This window comes from Vibrio campbellii CAIM 519 = NBRC 15631 = ATCC 25920 (genome assembly GCF_002163755.1).
Lineage (GTDB): Bacteria > Pseudomonadota > Gammaproteobacteria > Enterobacterales > Vibrionaceae > Vibrio > Vibrio campbellii.
Genome location: NZ_CP015864.1, coordinates 1,024,728 through 1,042,326, shown reverse-complemented (window position 1 = coordinate 1,042,326; position 17,599 = coordinate 1,024,728). Strand labels below are relative to the sequence as shown.

The window sequence follows — 17,599 nt, the reverse complement described above, 5'->3', positions numbered from 1 at the left end:
TAGGAGGATGAGACACAATCGATAATTTCAGATGATATGTGTCGAAATACGGCTGAACCTCAATGGACTAGCCCTACATCAAAAATATAAAAAGGATACGAACATGAAAAGATTAAGCGCTGTAGCACTGGGTACCCTTGTTGCTTTAGGTTCTTTTGGTGCTAATGCTGCCATCGAAGAAGGACAATTGACCATCTGGATCAACGGTGACAAAGGCTACAACGGTCTTGCAGAGGTTGGTAAGAAGTTTGAAGAAGACACTGGCATTAAAGTAACAGTGGCTCACCCAGACGGCCTGCAAGACAAGTTCCCTCAAACTGCAGCGACAGGCGATGGTCCTGATATCGTATTCTGGGCTCACGACCGTTTCGGTGGCTACGCAGAATCTGGTCTACTAGCTGAAATTAAACCATCTAAAGAAATCCAAGACGGCATCGTCGACTTCGCATGGGATGCAGTACGTTACGATGGCAAACTGATCGGTTACCCAGTAGCGGTTGAGTCTCTATCTCTAATCTACAACAAAGATCTTGTTCCAAACCCACCTAAGACATGGGAAGAAGTAGCAGCGATAGACGCGAAACTTAAGAAAGACGGCAAGTCTGCAATCATGTGGAACCTAAAAGAACCGTACTTCACATGGCCGCTAATGGCAGCTGACGGCGGCTACGCATTCAAATACACATCTGAAGGCTACGACATCAAAGATGCAGGTATTGCGAAAGAAGGCGTGAAAGACGCAATGAGCTTCGTGAAAGGCCTAGTAGACAAGGGTGTCATCTCTGCGGATATGGATTACTCAGTATCTGAGTCTGCGTTCAACCAAGGCACTGCAGCAATGACTATTAACGGTCCATGGTCTTGGGGCAACATTGAGAAATCCGGCATCAACTATGGCGTAACAACGCTACCTAAGTTCCAAGGTCAGTCTTCTAAGCCATTCGTTGGTGTACTAACTGCTGGTATCAGCACTGCGTCACCAAACAAAGATCTCGCGGTAGAGTTCATCGAGAACTACCTACTAACGAACGATGGTCTACGTATGGTTAACAACGACAAGCCACTAGGTGCAGTAGCGCTTAACTCGTTCCAAAAAGAGCTAGATTCAGACACGCGTATCGCGGCGACAATGGACAACGCGATGAACGGCGAAATCATGCCAAACATCCCACAAATGAACGCATTCTGGGGTGCAGCTAAGAACGCTATCATCAACGTGGTTGACGGTCGTCAAACTGTAGATGCTGCTCTAGCAGATGCAGAAAAACAAATGACTAAATAATTCAGTAATACCCTTTTTAAGGAGGGGGCAACTCCTCCTTACTTTTCTATATTTATCCTATATTCGCTAGCAGGTTCCCTATGCAGTCAGTTCAAGGTACAGATGCTATGACAGCACCAGAAGCCAGCCTACCAAGCAGCAAAAAAGTGTTCACCAAATGGGCACTATTGGGCACAGTCGGCATTATCAATGGCTACGCAACTATCCTAATGTATTCTCGCGGTGAGATTGCGTTTGCACTACTTACGATCATTCTAACCGCTTTAGCGCTATTCATTTTTGGTAGTAAGAAAACATACGCTCACCGATACATCTACCCTGGTATTGCCGGGATGATTCTATTCATCCTTTTCCCGTTGGCGTATACCGTCGGTCTGGCGTTCACTAACTACAGCGCGAAAAATCAGCTTTCTTTCGATCGTGCACAGTCTGTCCTGTTAGATAGAACGTATCAGAGTGGTGAAAGTTTCCCATTCACTCTATACAAGACTGAGCAGGGTCACCAAATTGTAGTGAAGAAAGGCGATGAGCTACTAGCGACGCCAATTTTCCAACTTGATGGCTTCTCTGCAACGGATCTTGATCTAGCGCCTATCACTGAAACGACGGGTGACAAAGAGCCTATCAAAACTATTGTTAAAAATCGTAGTGCACTGGGTAGTGTTGACCTTCATCTTCCAAGCGGTGATGACATCCGAATGAGCGGTCTGCGTAAGTTCGCAGCAGTGGTACCACTGTACACGCTTCAAGATGATGGTGAGTCGATCTTCAATAACCGTACACAAGAGATGCTGCGTCCAAATATGGATGTGGGCTACTACCAACCTGTCGATGAAAATGGCCAGTTTGTTGGTAACACGGTTTCTCCAGGCTTCGTGGTAAACATCGGTACTGACAACTTTGAGCGAGTTTGGAAAGACGACGGCATCAAAGAGCCTTTCATCAGTATCTTCATCTGGACGGTTGTATTCTCAATCCTGACGGTAGTATTCACGCTAGTTATTGGCTTAGTGCTAGCGAGTGTTGTTCAGTGGGAAGAGCTTAAAGGTCGTGCAGTGTACCGAGTACTGCTGATTCTGCCTTACGCGGTTCCAGCATTTATCTCAATCCTAATCTTTAAAGGTCTCTTCAACCAAAGCTTTGGTGAGATCAACATGGTATTGAACGCTATCTTTGGTATCAGTCCTTCTTGGTTCTCTGACCCATTCCTAGCGAAAACCATGGTGATGATCGTGAACACTTGGCTTGGTTTCCCTTACATGATGATTCTGTGTATGGGTCTACTAAAAGCGATTCCTGATGACCTTTATGAAGCGTCTGCAATCGATGGTGCGAACTTCGTCCAGAACTTCATGAAAGTAACGTTACCAATGATGATTAAACCTCTGACTCCTCTATTGATTGCGAGCTTTGCTTTTAACTTCAACAACTTCGTAATGATTCAGCTATTGACTGGTGGTGGTCCAAATATGATTGGTACTTCTGAGCCAGCGGGTTACACCGACCTACTAGTAAGCTACACGTACCGTATCGCGTTTGAAGGTGCAGGTGGTCAGGACTTCGGTCTAGCAAGTGCAATCGCAACGCTTATCTTCTTATTGGTTGGCGCGCTAGCACTATTGAACCTACGTTTCACTAAGCTATCTCAGGACTAAGGAGTAACGACCATGGCTATAGTACAAGGTAAATCTTTAAAGTACCGTGTATGGGCGACCCATATTTCTCTTTGGGCTTTCCTGTCACTGATTATTTTCCCACTGTTGATGATCATTGCGATCTCATTCCGTGAGGGTAACTTTGCAACAGGTAGTCTGATCCCAGACAACCCATCGCTAGAACACTGGAAGCTTGCACTGGGCTTCTCGGTAACAAACGCAGACGGTTCTGTAACACCGCCTCCATTCCCAGTTCTTACTTGGCTATGGAACTCGGTAAAGGTAGCAGGTATCACTTCCATTCTTATCGTGGCATTGTCTACAACATCGGCTTACGCATTTGCTCGCCTACGCTTCAAGGGTAAGAACACTATCCTTAAAGCGATGATGATCTTCCAGATGTTCCCAGCAGTACTTGCTCTTGTGGCGCTTTACGCATTGTTTGACAAACTAGGCCAGTACATTCCTTTCCTAGGTTTGAACACCCACGGCGGTCTGATTTTCTCCTACTTAGGTGGTATCGCACTACACGTATGGACGATTAAAGGTTACTTCGAGACGATTGACAACTCGCTAGAAGAAGCGGCAGCACTGGACGGTGCAACACCGTGGCAAGCGTTCCGTTTAGTACTGCTTCCACTATCAGTGCCAATCCTAGCTGTAGTGTTCATCTTGTCATTTATCGGCGTTGTTGGTGAGGTACCGGTAGCATCTCTACTGCTTTCTGATGTAAACTCCTACACATTAGCAGTTGGTATGCAGCAGTACCTATATCCTCAGAACTATCTGTGGGGTGACTTCGCAGCTGCAGCAGTATTGTCTGCACTACCAATTACGATTGTATTCTTACTTGCACAGCGTTGGTTAGTCGGTGGTCTGACGGCTGGTGGTGTGAAAGGATAATCTCAGTTGGTCTCTGAGAGAAAAGAATAACTAGAAAAGGGCGACCATATGGTCGCCCTTATATTTAGCATCGATATTACAATTTTGGTTTGGCCGCCGATCAGTAATATCAGGCTATTTTGGCGTTACGCATAGCTGGCTGTTAGCTTAGTTCCTTACGCTTTAATCACTAACAGTTTCTTGTAACCATAACCTGAGTCTAGACTCAGGTTTTTTTATACCTACAGATTCACTGCGTTTTCTTATTGCGTATACAGACTAACCAGTTTGCAATGGATTACACAGCATCGGCAGAATGCCGTGCGTATCACTTCACATAATTAGTGTAGGGTTATTTGAAAGAATAAATGGCGTAACTAAAGGGGGAGGCTAAAACTCTCGGCTTGAAGGTGCACAGCCTACATATTGAAGCAGTGTGTATAAACTCTCTTGTTGTAATGCGACGCGTCGGAAAAGATCGGCAAATGTGGTATCACCACCAAAACAGGTTTGAATGTAGTGGTTAATTTCCTCTTCGTTATAACCTTCCACATACATAGTGCGTACCCATTGATATTCGACCGCTTTCAAATTGGTCAATGTATTTTCACTTAACGTGGTCTCTTTTAATCTCAAGATCCAAACTCTATCCAACACGAAAATTGTGCGTGGATTTAATCAAATCAAAGTGAAAGATTTATGACAATTTGAACCTAGTGTGAATTGAATGACAGAACCATGACATTACTTCACACATATAGAGCAAACGATTACTTGATGATCAGTTTGGGGCCTTGGGGAGGGGCAGGTTATTTGAATTGTTTGAGCTATTTGAGATATTTGACGTGTGCTTCCATCTCTTCGCCAATTTGTTTACGCATGTTCATCAAGCGAATAGCCGACTGTTCCAGTGCTTTGTCTTCATCTGATTCTGGGATCCATTTTGGAACGTCGGTCGGTTTTCCATCTTCATCGACCGCAACCATAATTACGATGCAATGCGTTGTTAGACGGTTCTTTAGCTCTTTAGGATCGCTTGCTTGTACATCAATGGCGATGTGCATTGAGCTGCGTCCGGTGTAGATGACCTTAGCACTGACTTCGACTAGATTTCCGACATGAATTGGCGCAACAAAGCGAATACCTCCTGCATATGCGGTAATACAATACTTACCACTCCAAGCTGCGCTGCACGCGTAGGCGGCTAAGTCGATCCATTTCATCACGGCACCACCGTGTACTTTACCGCCGAAGTTAACGTCTCCTGGTTCAGCAAGAAAACGAAGGGTTATGTCTCTTTGACCACTGCTCATCTGTCATTCCTTTGTTATTGTCGTTGCTATTAGATCCAATGTATCAGCAAGAAATCGATACTGGAATAGGGAGTGCAACAAAATATTAACTTTTTTGTCAGTGCTAGCAGCAAAAGATATGGGGCACAAAAAAGCCACGGTGGGTGCCGTGGCTTATGAGATTGAATTAAGATGTCGCTGGTGGCAGTTCCGGGCTTGGTGATTGAACCTTCTTGCGGATCTTAATTTGCGACAAGATAACGCCAGAGATAACCAGCATGCCGCCAATGATGTGGTAAACATGTACCTCTTCCCCCAGCATGCTTGAGGCTAACGCTACAGAAACCACCGGCATCAGGTTCATGAACATGGCACTTGAATCTGCACCAATCAAATCAATCGCTTTCACCCACATTAAAGGCGCGAAGATAGAGGCAGCAATGCCCGCATAAGCAATCAATGGCAGCGCACTTTGGCTTGGTAGAAGTTGATCGCTGCTCAACCACAAGGGAGTTAGCATAACCAGCGAGAAAAAGCCCTGCATATAGACCAAGGTCATGCTGCTGAAAGGCATTTTCCAGCGTTTTAGTAGCACACAGTAAATCGCGTAACAAAGGGCAGCTAACAGCATCAGACTGTCGCCTTGCGTCATGTCTTGATGTAGGAAGTAGGTGATGTCACCGTGACCCAGCATAAACGCCAAACCGCCTAATGAAATCACGCCACCTGCCACGCTCAGCATGGAAATCGACTTACCCAATAAAGGCACACTCAAGAAAACACTGATCAATGGGACGAGAGAGGTAATCAGTGCCATGTTAGAAGCGGTCGTCGTAAGACCCGCGTAATAGCCGAGTGATTGGTTTAGTACCATGCCCAGTAGCGCAAGGAACGCTAACTTAGCCAAGTATGGGCGAATCACATGGCGCTGTTTGATAACCGCTGGTAAGCAAAATGGCGTCAGAAGCACCATAGCGACAAACCAACGATAGAAGCTCATGGCACTTGGTTCGATGGCACTTGCTGCCATTTTATTTACGATGGAATTTCCACCCCAAATCATGACAGTAAAAAACGGAAGCAAATAAACCATGAGAACCTCATCGCAGAATAATTAATGGCGCTAGTCTGACAGGTCTTTATAATGAAATGTATCTCTGGAAAGACATCGTAAGCGATAGGAAGACAAATTTGAAAAAGAGCACAAGGAATCTTCATCCATCATTATCAATCGATAGAGCACCATCAGATGTATTTATGAATTTCGAAGCCTTTCTGTCGAACACGGAAACTCGTATACATAGCCATGCATGGGGGCAGGTTCAACTGATCAGTGGCGGCATACTAGAGATGGATGCGGAAGACACGCGTTTCTTAGCGCCTCCGCATCTTGCGATCTGGGTGCCTGCTGGCATACGACACACCAGTTACAACCGTAAACCTCTGGAGTACTGCTCTTTAAACATCGACCCAGAGTTGACTCAACACTTTCCATCCAAAACGAGCTTGATCAAAGTGACGCCCATTGTTTCTGCGATTGTGGAAGATTTTCGCCAGCGCGATATTAATGTTGCTAAGAGCGAAGAGGACAAGCGCCTCGTTCAAGTCTTGCTGGATCAGTTAGCCAAACAGGAAGTCGAGCATCACTTTTTGCCAACTACAGACAATAAGTACTTAGAGCCAATCTTAAAAGCTGTTGAAGAAGCCCCAACTGACGAAATCAGCTTAGGAGAATGGGCGGAGAAGGTTCATACCACCGAGCGTACTTTAGCTCGCCATTGTCAAAGTGAATTGGGAATGAGTTTTACCGAGTGGCGATTACGGGTGCGTTACCTGCATTCGATGGAGTTGTTAAGGAAGGGGCAAACAGTAAAAGAGGTAGCGTTAACGTTGGGTTACAACCAAGCCAGTCCGTTTATTGCCATGTTTAAGAAATACTCCGGTATTACACCGGAGCAATATAAGAATCGCTTGTTATAGCTGAGCGAGCACGTAGTCTAAACCACCTACAACTGCGGCAACTTGAGCGTCGTTACACTCTTCATCAGTCACTTTCGGGCTGTCTGGGTAAACTTCCGTAGTGGTGCCGTAAGTGCAGTTGGTTACGCCGCCACACAGACCCAGTTTCACCATTGGGTAGTTAATTACGCCAAATTGCACCACTGGCGAGCCAATGATTTCGCCTTTATCGTCAGCAGGTGCAATGTGCGTTACTTTCGCTACTGACTCGATGACTGCTTTTTGGAACTCAGGTTGCGGGTTTTCTGTATCGCCCACCGTGTAGAAACCATCTGGGATCATGCCTTCGATGTATTCAAGACCATCACGCGCTGCAAGTGCAGGACGGAATTCCGTCTCGTCAGAATCGGTGGTTTCGTGAAGGTCGATGTGCATTAGAACATCACCTAGCGTTGCAACTAGCTTGATCAAGTTTGCTGACTCTTCTGCTGGGCTGTCTGCATAGAAAGAGCGGTTTGGATCAATCGCATTTGGGTTCCAGCGGTTAATCACTTCATAGCCCCAAGGGCTCACACATGGCGCAACCACAATATTGAAGTGTTCTGCATAACACTCTGCCTGCGTATCAACAAACTTCAACGCGCCGTGTACGCCACTTGTCTCGTAGCCGTGTACGCCGCCAGTTACCAAAACAACAGGCTTTGTTGCATCCCAGTTACGCGTTTTGATGCAAAATAGAGGGAAGCGTGCTTCGTCGTATGAAAGCGCGCCGTATTGCTCAACATCGAAACGTTCGCGAAGAGCATCAATTTTCGTTACAACTTCATCTTGGTAGCTACGTTTTACGTCACGTTGTTCGCACCAAGCTTTACGTTCTGCTTCGCCCCAAGGCTGACCTGGGGTACCGATTGGGTAAGTGTATCCGCTTTTCATCTATACTTTTTCTTTTGAGTGCTTGAAAGATAAGACAAGACTAGTCCCCTCTCAAAGCCACGGCAACAGAAAACACAATTTGTGACTTTATTCTTTGCAAAATCATAACTTTGCTGAGTGATTTAATGGTGTTACATTCTGTTACTTATTCAATTCCATAAAAGAGACAGATAAATGGCTGGAGCAAGTTTACTAACACTGTTGGATGACATTGCAGCGGTATTGGATGATGTTGCATTGATGTCTAAGATGGCAGCGAAAAAAACCGCTGGTGTACTAGGTGATGACTTAGCACTAAACGCGCAACAGGTCTCTGGTGTAGCGTCAGAGCGTGAAATTCCTGTGGTTTGGGCGGTAGCAAAAGGATCATTTAAGAATAAGCTGATTCTGGTGCCGTCGGCGTTGTTGATCAGTGCTTTTATTCCTTGGCTGATCATGCCGTTACTCTTAATTGGTGGTCTGTTCCTCTGCTTTGAAGGTGCAGAAAAGATCTTGGAAAAACTCTTCCCTCATTCACACCAACATGAAGAAAAAGAAGAGCAAGTTAATACTGGTGAATCGGCCGAAGAGTACGAGAAGAGAAAAGTGGCTGGTGCGATTCGTACTGACTTTATCCTCTCTGCAGAAATCATCGTGATTGCTTTGGGTACGGTGACAGGCTCAAGCATCGTAACGCAAATTCTCGTGGTGAGTTTAATCGCAGTACTGATGACTATCGGTGTTTACGGCTTGGTTGCAGGTATCGTTAAGCTTGATGACTTGGGTTTTTATCTTGAGCGCACATCAAATGGTGAAGGTCTGAAAGCGAAGTTGGGTGGTGCGCTAGTGGCATTTGCTCCGAAGCTGATGAAGATGCTTGCGATTGTCGGTACTGCGGCCATGTTCTTGGTTGGTGGCGGTATTGTCGTGCATAGCGTACCTGCGATTCATCACCTGATTGAACCAATCATTATGGACTTCCGTGGACATACGATTGCGACAGCGATCGTGCCAACACTGCTTAACGGCGTGATTGGTGTTATCGCGGGTCTAGTTGTGGTTGCAGCTTGGACTGCGGTAGAGAAGGTACGTGGTAAATAGCTACTCTTCCTACGTAAGACAGCAGACATAAGGCTTTATAGGAGCCAAAAGAAAAGGGTCATGCCTTTCCATATCGAATATGGTGGCATGACCCTTTTTCATTTTGTGAGTGTGTTTACTTCACTTCCCACTCAATCTTTTCATTTGCACGGATTGGCACAACGATGTCGCTACCAAACGGCATTGTTTCTGGTACATCCCAAGATGCTTTTTCTAGCGTCACAGTATCCGTGTTACGAGCGATACCGTAAAAATCAGGGCCATTCAAACTGGCGAATGCTTCTAGATTTTCTAGCTTGCCTTCATTCTCAAAAACTTCTGCATAAAGTTCTAGCGCTGCGTGTGCTGTGTAAGAGCCTGCACAACCACAAGCCGACTCTTTTGCGCCTTTTGCGTGTGGCGCTGAATCCGTGCCTAGGAAAAACTTCTTGCTACCGCTTGTTGCTGCTTCGATAAGCGCTTGTTGGTGGGTATTGCGCTTAAGGATTGGTAGGCAGTAGAAGTGTGGCTTAATACCACCGACTAGCATGTGATTACGGTTGAACAGCAGGTGGTGAGCGGTAATCGTTGCTGCAACATTGTCAGAAGCGTTATTTACGAAATTAGCCGCATCCGAAGTCGTGATGTGCTCAAGAACGATTTTTAGGTTGGGGAAGTCGTTAACGATAGGAGCCAGAACAGTGTCTAGGAATTCCTTCTCACGATCAAAAATATCAACGTGGTTGTGGGTCACTTCGCCATGAACCAAAAGCAGCATGCCAACTTCTTCCATCGCTTCAAAAACGTGGTAGATGTTCTTTGCGTCGGTTACGCCAGAATCAGAGTTGGTGGTTGCGCCCGCAGGATAAAGCTTTGCTGCAACAATTTTTCCTGTTGCTTTCGCTTTGCGGATTTCGTCTGGTGTAGTGTTGTCTGTTAGGTACAGCGCCATAAGAGGCTCGAATTGCTCGCCGTGTTGCTCAGCAAGGATTCGATCACGGTAGGCTAGCGCCATTTCGGTATTGGTCACTGGTGGGACGGTGTTCGGCATGATCAGTGCACGACCGTTGTAACGGCTAATATCGCGAACGGTATCTTTTAGAACTTCACCATCGCGTAAGTGAACGTGCCAATCGTCAGGACGAGTAATAGTCAGTGTTGTCATTAATTGCTCCCACCATTTAAAAGTTATGTTTGGAGCCTAAACGCTGCTGCATTTACCTCAAGAGCAAACGCTTGCGCTTAGGCGACAGGATGATAGTGGAATTGCTCTTCCATTTCATCCCATTTTTCACATTTCTTTACGATAGGAGTTTGGCTGGTTACTTCATCGTTAACCAAAGCGCGTGAATTGTGCCTGGTAGGAAGAAGAAAAACGTCAGGATTAGGTTGATAAAGAAGTCTTTCTCTAGACCTTTTTCCATGTAAACCGACACTGGTGGAAGAAAGATACAAAGTAGAATTAAATCAGTTTGTAAGTATCTATGGTCTATGCTCCTGATAGATTATTTTAGTGTCAAAAGGTTGGCGTCTTATGTGCTTAATGTCACCTATTGGCAATTCTAATTTCGTCAACAATGTGCAAATTTATGGGACGTTATTCATAAAATGCGACGTACTGACACATATCTTAGAGCTCAATAATGAATCCCTTATGAATATATCGCGTGTAAATCGGAGTTTTACCCCCGAGTAACCTCGAGATACTTGGGTCACCAAGCTTATGGAGATATGATAGTAGAACAATTAAAAAGAACCTGTAGGAAGTCCGTTATGTCGCAATCAGTTTTATCCCAAATTAATGTTTTTCCAGTCAAATCCGTAGGAGGCGTCGAGCTGTCTTCCGCTTGGGTTGAAAAACAAGGATTAAGTTTTGATCGTCGATTTATGATTGCGACGTCAGACGGCTCAATGGTGACGGCACGTAAATTCCCCCAAATGGTGACCATCAAATCAGCGTTATTGCCAGATGGTGTGGTGTTTACCAGCCTTGGGGAAGAGCCATTAAAGATCCGTTATCAAGATTTCAAAATGCAGGAAGCACCCGCGACGGTTTGGAAAGACAGTTTTACTGCATACACCACAACTGACGAAGCAGATGATTGGTTTAGCAAAGTATTAGGCCTTCGCGTTGAGTTGCTTTTTACTGGTGAACAATCAAATCGTGTAAGAGAGAAGTTGGGCCACAACGTTAGCTTTGCTGATGGCTATCCGATGCTTGTGATCAGTGAGGCGTCACTGGAAGAGCTAAATCGCAGAAGCCCTGAACAGCACTCGATGGACCAGTTTAGAACCAACCTTGTGGTGTCCGATACCAAGCCATTTGAAGAAGATTCATGGAAGCGCATTCGCATTGGTGAAGTCGAATTTGAATCAGTGAAACCTTGTGAGCGTTGCATTCTAACCACCGTTAATACTCAACGTGGCACTTTCCGCGAAAGCAAAGAACCGTTGAAAACACTGCAAGAGTTCCGTGCTAATGAACGTGGTGGTGTGTTCTTCGGCCAAAACCTTGTTGCCCTTAATGAAGGCATTATTCGTCAGGGAGACAAGGTAGAAGTGCTGGAATACAAAGAAGCTGAATTCTATCCAGATAACTCTCCTAATCGCATGTCGCTCACCTGTGTCGAGCGAGAAGAGATTGCGCGCGACTTCGTCACCTTATGGCTTGAGCCGAATAAAGGTCAGTTACCAACATACTTGCCGGGGCAGCATTTGCCTATTGAAGTGAATTTCGACGGTAAGAAAGTTGGGCGTCGTTATACGCTTTCTTCTAGTCCATCTCGTCCAGGTCGTTACGCGATTTCCGTTAAGCGTGTTTCTGGTGGTCGTGTATCTAACGCGTTACTGGATAACCTGCAAGTAGGGGATGTATTGGAAGCGGAAACGCCAGATGGACAATTTCATCTAAAAGAGCACTCTGTTCAGCCTCTACTCTTGCTGTCTGCTGGTAGCGGTGTAACGCCAATGCTATCGATGGTTCGCTACTTGGCGGATCACAACCAACTCGATGACGTGGTGTTCTACCATCAGTGCAGTAGCGAGATTGATATCCCGTGTAAAGATGAGTTAAACGAACTAAAACGCCAACATCCGGGCTTAGATGTGAAGATTTGCTTAACTCAGCCTGCGGTGGACTGGTTTGGCCTGAAAGGGCGTATTAGCTTATCCCATATCAAACAGATCAAAGATGTTGAACAACGCCAAGTGTTCGTTTGTGGCCCTGATGGTTTTATGCAGAAAGCGAAAAACCTTCTGCTGAAGAAAGGGTTACCTGAAGATAACTACCACCAAGAAGCTTTTGGCGTTGCGGTTGCGACGACCAAGCCTGAGAAAAGTGTTGAGATTGAATTCAACGGCTTGAAGTTGGCGGGTAACAACCAACAAACATTGCTGGAGCAAGTCGAGAATGCTGGCAAGAGCATCACGAACAGTTGTCGTGCGGGCTTATGTGGTGCTTGTAAGGTTCAATTAGAGTCTGGGCAGGTTGATCATCCGGATGTACCTGCATTAAGCGCAGAAGAACGTGCAATGGGTACAGTGCTCGCGTGTTGTGCTATTCCACAAACGGACGTGATGCTAACAGATTAACTACCATAAATAGTAATCGCTGCTCATGACCAGCAAACAAAAACGCCGCTAACTTAGCGGCGTTTTTTCTATCTTAGAGCGGGCTCAGAGAGGGAACACTCATGCGCACAATCGCGTTTTAGTCGTAGATCGTTGGGATCGGCTGACGCTTGTGCTGAGTCATTTTGTAGATAGCTACTAAACGATCGCTCACTTCTTGCGATACAGGCTTACCTTCTAGGAAGTCATCGATTTGCTCGTAAGTCAGGCTTAGCGCATCTTCGTCTGCTTTTTGTGGAGCAAGCTCTTCTAAGTCTGCCGTTGGCACTTTTTTCACAAGCAATTCAGGCGCACCTAGCGTTGCCGCAACTTCGCGGACTTGACGTTTGCTCAAGCCAAACAGTGGTGCCATATCGCACGCGCCATCACCAAATTTGGTGTAGAAACCTGTGATGTTCTCTGCTGAGTGGTCAGTACCAAGAACGAGCCCACCAACATAACCAGCGATTTCGTATTGCGCTACCATGCGAGCACGTGCTTTTACATTGCCTTTCACGAAGTCAACTTTTGCTGCGTCAGTTGGCAGAAGATCCTTATCTTCCAATGCAACGTGAGAAGCAGCATGAAGACCATCCACACCTGCTTTGATGTTTACCGATACGGAATGCGTTGGTTGGATAAAATCAAGAGCAAGTTGGGCTTCGTCTTCATCCTTTTGCTCACCGTAAGGCAAGCGAACGGCGATAAACTGATAGCCATTGTCGTCAGATTCTTCATTTAGTTGGTCTACAGCCAATTGAGCTAAGCGACCACACGTTGTTGAGTCAACGCCTCCACTGATACCAAGGACAAGAGACCTACAGCCAGAATCTTGTAATTTACGCTTGATAAAAGCGACGCGGCGTTCAATTTCGAAATGCGGGTCGATAGAAGGGCGTACTCGCATTTCATCGCGGATTGATTGTTCCATTTAGGGTTCCTTTGCCTGCAAATAGGTTCGACACTAATCAGTATTACTAGATTCATACTGCTTACGACGTTTATCGTTCACCAAGTGGTGAGAAACCGCCCAATTGGAGTCCATAAACGTCGCATTGGTGTCAAAAAGATCTAAAGATTAGTAGTATCATACCGAATTCATCGGATTAGAAAACTCTCTTCAACCAGGTAATCACCGGATATGAAAAAAATCGCCGTTTTTGGTAGCGCATTTAACCCGCCGAGCTTAGGTCACAAAAGCGTGATCGAGTCACTGAGCCACTTTGATCTCGTGCTTCTAGAGCCAAGCATTGCACACGCTTGGGGCAAAAATATGTTGGATTACCCAATTCGGTGCAAACTGGTTGATGCCTTTATTAAAGACATGGGGCTTTCTAATGTTCAACGTTCAGACCTTGAGCAAGCTTTGTACCAACCCGGACAAAGTGTAACGACTTTTGCGTTATTAGAAAAAATTCAAGAAATCCACACCCAAGCCGATATAACTTTTGTCATAGGTCCTGATAATTTTTTCAAATTTGCTAAATTTTATAGAGCGGAAGAAATTATGGAGCGTTGGGCTGTGATGGCTTGTCCAGAAAAAGTCAACATCAGAAGCACGGACATTCGCATTGCGTTGGTAGAGGGCAAAGACATCAGCGCATTCACGACCCCAACGGTTAATAAAATGTTGATAAGCGAAGGCTTATATAAAAAATCGTAATCTGAAAACGAAGAGGTCAGGTTTTCATGGTCAGAATTGTGGTATTTAGTGCGTGTGCGCTGCTTGTGACTACACAGGCTAGTTCCGCTTGTAGCTATTTGTCTGATCGTTCCGTCGTATTTGCCGATAATACCATGACAGTTTGTGAAGATGTTTTTGATAGCTTAGGTGTTCTTAGCATGGACACACTTAACTGGTATATTGCTGAAAAGTCGATTGAAGGCCCTAAAGAAAGTTACTGGGATCAATGGGCTATTCGCTCGGAAGACACGCCGATACTCACTCAAAACCTAGAAAAAAACTACTTTGGTCTTGGGCTTTGGATGCCAGAAGAGCTACGTGATGAAGAAACTAATATGAGCACCGAAGAGTGGTTAAAAAGTCATGGTTTGATGTTCAGTGTGGGCTTTGGCGATAAGCACGATGGTGAACCTAGAATGCGCTTTGATTACCGTTGGCATGAATACTACGACGCTGACTGGATGATGCAAATCGAAGTTCCGTTTTAAGCCGAATCAAAACAAAAAGGACGCACATGAGTGCGTCCTTTTTTCGTTCTATGTATGCTGTATTTACAGTGCTTCCCCAAACACTAAGAAACACAGTTGCTCGTATTCTTCTTCATTGTTGTTGAACAACTTAGCCACGATATCGGATTGCTTCTTACCAGATAACTTCATTTTACGCGCTTCTCTTAGCGTCAGAACCAAGCAAAGCTCGATAGAAACTTGCGAATCACAACCTGGTTTCCATTTGTTGATTGAGTCGGTTAGCGCTGAACCAGTCAGCATTGGCTTTAGAGTCAGCACTTCATGCTTAACCACTGCCAGCAAGTCCAATTGATGTTCGCTTCGTGCTTTTGTCATTACCAATTTCTCAATAAGCGCTGACAATAACGCTGATGGTTTCACATAGCCTGCTTGTTGAGCGAATGCGTCAGCTAAGCGCACAGAAAAGTCACAGCGAGTCACTCGTGTGTTAGGTAAAAAGGTGAGGGAGCTCAAACATCCCTGAGGAATCCAGAAGTGTTGACCCGGTTCAATGGCATACTCATGTTTACCCAATTTAATGATCGCCAAACCTTCCACTACTGATAGTAAGCTGTGTTTTAGCGCCTTTTTACGCGCAGCAACATTAAGAAAAGGGTAATTAGCGTCGTGAAATTCAGTTGCGTAGTTCATTGTGAATACCAGAGTTTTTGGGGCGCTAAGGGTAACGCTAAACCCCTAAATTGCCAACCGGATAACAGATTTTTTTGTGAATAGAAATTGTAATGCTACTGGTATGACCATGTTAAAAGTATGGTCTAAAATGCTGCGGGTTGGCAAAACAATGCGTAAAATGTGCCAGCTTTTTTTGAAATGAATTGAATAATGACAGCCAATAACGATCCTTATATTGAAATTCGTCCATACAATGACGAAGAAATCCCAGCTGCGCTGGACCGCCTGATCAAAGACGATGAGTTTATCAGTGCGATTTTAAACCACCGTTTTGCAGACAAAGCGGCGTGGTTCAAAACACTCATGAGTCCGATTATCCGTGTCTACTTGAAAGCGAAGTGGAGTAAACTGGATTCTGTGGAAGCGATTCAGCTAGAGGTTAAGAAGTACCTGCAAGATACGCTAAATCGAACCACCGACGGCGTGACATTTTCTGGCCTAGATAAATTGGATAAGAACACATCTTACTTATTTGTTTCTAACCACCGTGATATCGCGATGGATCCAGCGCTTGTGAACTACGGTTTACACCAAACAGATCATCGTACTGTGCGTATTGCAATTGGTGATAACCTGCTGAAGAAACCTTGTGCGACTGAGCTAATGCGACTCAACAAGAGCTTCATTGTAAAACGTTCTGCTAAAGCACCGCGTGAAATGATGAAAGCGTTGGGTTTATTGTCTGGCTACATCAAGCACTCTCTAGACACAGGCAACTCAATCTGGATTGCGCAAAAAGAAGGCCGTGCGAAAGACGGTAATGATTTTACTGATCCAGCCATCTTGAAGATGTTCCATGTGGAAGGCCGTAAGCAAAAAGTCAGCTTTGGCGAATACACTCGCTCATTGAAGATTGTGCCAGTGTCTATCTCTTACCAAAATGACCCTTGTGACATAGCAAAAGCCAAAGAACTGTATGAAAAGGCAGAGAATGGCCGCTATGAGAAAGGCGAGTTTGAAGACATTGAAAGCATCATTCAAGGCATCGTGGGTTACAAAGGCAAAGTGCATGTTGCCTTTGGTGATGTGATCGACCAAGAGTTCGAGACGCCGGATGAACTCGCGAACGAAATCGACCGTCAAATTCACAATAACTACCGAGTATTCCCAATCAACTTGCTTGCCGCAGGTCGTGAAGATGAGTCGATCACTGAATCAGTAAAATCTCAGTTACAAGAGAAGCTTGAAAAACTGCCGACTGGCGCGCACAGCTACTTAGTAGCTAGCTATGCTAATCCAGTAAACAATCAAGAGTAATCTTGTCATGTCCATTGCTTGAAAGGTAATGGACATTAAATTGCGAGGAACGAGGCTCAAACGGAATCTATCTCAGGCGTGTTATTGTTAGATTCTGAACTCGTTCCTCTCATTAGACCTTCTTCCTTTCATTGACTTAAGCGTTTTTGGAAACATCCCTCTCTACGGTGCAACAGCACCACCTAAGGTCAAGTTTGTTGGCCACTTTGTCACTTTATTTCCCCCTAAGAAAATATTGCCTCTCACTGTCATGGTATCGGGAAATGTCGTTAGCTTTGAACCTCCGATATAGAGGTTACCATCCACCACTAAACCTTCAGGTAGCTCCGTTAGCGGCGTACGGATAACGCTCAAGTCGCCTTTTACTCTCAGTTTCGCTGGCAAGCTCGTTAACGGCGTATCCGTGAGGTTCAAGTAGCCACCCAGCTTGACACCGCGTGGCCAGCGCTCAATTTTACTGCCGAGTAAGTTCGCATAGCCTTTAATTTTAATGCCAGGTCTTACCGTTTTAAGCGCGCTGTTGGTGGCCTCAAGGCTGCCTTGTACGTCAAGCCCTTTTGGAAGTTTGGTTATCGGCGTCTGGGAAATATTGAGGTTGCCTTTAACGACTAAGCCATCAGGGATGGTCGTATAGGGTTTATTCCGTAGGTCGATATTGCCGTAGTTGTCGGTATGACCAAACTTGGCGTAGTAATCAAGCTCATAGGCAGTAGTGGTACTAGAAAACGTTGTCAGAGCGAGTAAGAAGGGGAGAATGCGCATAACCATTACAACCGTTGATAAAG

At 45.3% G+C, this 17,599-nt stretch carries 17 protein-coding genes and 1 pseudogene; 9 read left to right on the top strand and 9 right to left on the bottom strand.

All coding sequences use genetic code 11. The annotated features are described in order from the left end of the window. Positions 1–103 precede the first annotated feature (103 nt). From malE to malG, 3 genes are all read left to right on the top strand, one after another. Complete coding sequence (gene malE / locus A8140_RS20745; protein WP_005529743.1) at positions 104–1,282, top strand: maltose/maltodextrin ABC transporter substrate-binding protein MalE; 1,179 nt, start codon at positions 104–106, stop codon at positions 1,280–1,282. Between the two features lie 80 nt (positions 1,283–1,362). After that, entirely contained in the window at positions 1,363–2,937 is a 1,575-nt protein-coding gene (malF, locus tag A8140_RS20740; RefSeq protein ID WP_005529746.1) for a maltose ABC transporter permease MalF, read from the top strand. A gap of 12 nt (positions 2,938–2,949) precedes the next feature. Beyond that, positions 2,950–3,840, top strand: a complete 891-nt coding sequence (malG, locus tag A8140_RS20735; RefSeq protein WP_005529748.1) for a maltose ABC transporter permease MalG — start codon at positions 2,950–2,952, stop codon at positions 3,838–3,840. A 369-nt stretch (positions 3,841–4,209) separates the two neighbouring features. Here the strand turns inward: malG and A8140_RS20730 are convergent, their stop codons facing one another. From A8140_RS20730 to A8140_RS20720, 3 genes are all read right to left on the bottom strand, one after another. Next, a complete protein-coding gene (locus A8140_RS20730) occupies positions 4,210–4,455 on the bottom strand; it encodes a hypothetical protein (protein WP_005529750.1) in 246 nt (81 codons plus the stop codon). Between the two features lie 191 nt (positions 4,456–4,646). Next, positions 4,647–5,132 (bottom strand): acyl-CoA thioesterase, encoded by a 486-nt coding sequence (locus tag A8140_RS20725; protein WP_005441158.1) that lies wholly within the window; start codon positions 5,130–5,132, stop codon positions 4,647–4,649. Positions 5,133–5,298: 166 nt separating this feature from the next. Then, positions 5,299–6,204, bottom strand: a complete 906-nt coding sequence (locus A8140_RS20720; RefSeq protein WP_005529753.1) for a DMT family transporter — start codon at positions 6,202–6,204, stop codon at positions 5,299–5,301. Between the two features lie 98 nt (positions 6,205–6,302). Between A8140_RS20720 and A8140_RS20715 the strand changes: the two genes are divergently transcribed. Next, positions 6,303–7,091 (top strand): AraC family transcriptional regulator, encoded by a 789-nt coding sequence (locus A8140_RS20715; protein ID WP_005529756.1) that lies wholly within the window; start codon positions 6,303–6,305, stop codon positions 7,089–7,091. Here A8140_RS20715 and A8140_RS20710 read toward each other — a convergent pair. After that, a complete protein-coding gene (locus A8140_RS20710) occupies positions 7,086–8,003 on the bottom strand; it encodes a M14 family metallopeptidase (protein WP_005529759.1) in 918 nt (305 codons plus the stop codon). The genes A8140_RS20715 and A8140_RS20710 overlap by 6 nt on opposite strands. A 174-nt stretch (positions 8,004–8,177) precedes the next feature. Between A8140_RS20710 and A8140_RS20705 the strand changes: the two genes are divergently transcribed. Next, positions 8,178–9,083 carry a DUF808 domain-containing protein gene (locus A8140_RS20705; RefSeq protein ID WP_005529760.1) on the top strand — a complete coding sequence of 302 codons (906 nt, stop codon included), beginning with the start codon at positions 8,178–8,180 and terminating at the stop codon, positions 9,081–9,083. 115 nt (positions 9,084–9,198) lie between these two features. Here A8140_RS20705 and pyrC read toward each other — a convergent pair whose 3' ends face one another. Continuing rightward, complete coding sequence (gene pyrC / locus A8140_RS20700; protein ID WP_005529762.1) at positions 9,199–10,227, bottom strand: dihydroorotase; 1,029 nt, start codon at positions 10,225–10,227, stop codon at positions 9,199–9,201. Between the two features lie 157 nt (positions 10,228–10,384). Then, a pseudogene (locus tag A8140_RS20695) lies at positions 10,385–10,548 on the bottom strand (YqaE/Pmp3 family membrane protein). A gap of 287 nt (positions 10,549–10,835) precedes the next feature. Between A8140_RS20695 and A8140_RS20690 the strand changes: the two are divergent. Further along, entirely contained in the window at positions 10,836–12,653 is a 1,818-nt protein-coding gene (locus tag A8140_RS20690; protein ID WP_005529768.1) for a hybrid-cluster NAD(P)-dependent oxidoreductase, read from the top strand. A 118-nt stretch (positions 12,654–12,771) separates the two neighbouring features. Here the strand turns inward: A8140_RS20690 and nadE are convergent, their stop codons facing one another. Continuing rightward, positions 12,772–13,602: an ammonia-dependent NAD(+) synthetase gene (gene nadE / locus A8140_RS20685; RefSeq protein ID WP_005529770.1), complete on the bottom strand. Its 831-nt coding sequence runs from the start codon at positions 13,600–13,602 to the stop codon at positions 12,772–12,774. 210 nt (positions 13,603–13,812) lie between these two features. Between nadE and A8140_RS20680 the strand changes: the two genes are divergently transcribed. Continuing rightward, a complete protein-coding gene (locus A8140_RS20680) occupies positions 13,813–14,334 on the top strand; it encodes a nicotinate-nicotinamide nucleotide adenylyltransferase (protein WP_005529772.1) in 522 nt (173 codons plus the stop codon). Positions 14,335–14,360: 26 nt separating this feature from the next. After that, the gene (locus A8140_RS20675; protein ID WP_005529774.1) at positions 14,361–14,843 is read left to right on the top strand and encodes a hypothetical protein; all 483 of its coding nucleotides are present in this window, start codon (positions 14,361–14,363) and stop codon (positions 14,841–14,843) included. Positions 14,844–14,906: 63 nt separating this feature from the next. Here the strand turns inward: A8140_RS20675 and A8140_RS20670 are convergent, their stop codons facing one another. After that, positions 14,907–15,515 (bottom strand): cupin domain-containing protein, encoded by a 609-nt coding sequence (locus A8140_RS20670; protein WP_005529776.1) that lies wholly within the window; start codon positions 15,513–15,515, stop codon positions 14,907–14,909. Between the two features lie 192 nt (positions 15,516–15,707). Between A8140_RS20670 and A8140_RS20665 the strand changes: the two genes are divergently transcribed. After that, on the top strand, positions 15,708–16,814 hold the full coding sequence (locus tag A8140_RS20665) for a 1-acyl-sn-glycerol-3-phosphate acyltransferase (RefSeq protein WP_005529778.1): 1,107 nt from the start codon (positions 15,708–15,710) through the stop codon (positions 16,812–16,814). 162 nt (positions 16,815–16,976) lie between these two features. Here A8140_RS20665 and A8140_RS20660 read toward each other — a convergent pair whose 3' ends face one another. After that, positions 16,977–17,576 carry a hypothetical protein gene (locus tag A8140_RS20660; protein ID WP_032999971.1) on the bottom strand — a complete coding sequence of 200 codons (600 nt, stop codon included), beginning with the start codon at positions 17,574–17,576 and terminating at the stop codon, positions 16,977–16,979. Positions 17,577–17,599 lie beyond the last annotated feature (23 nt).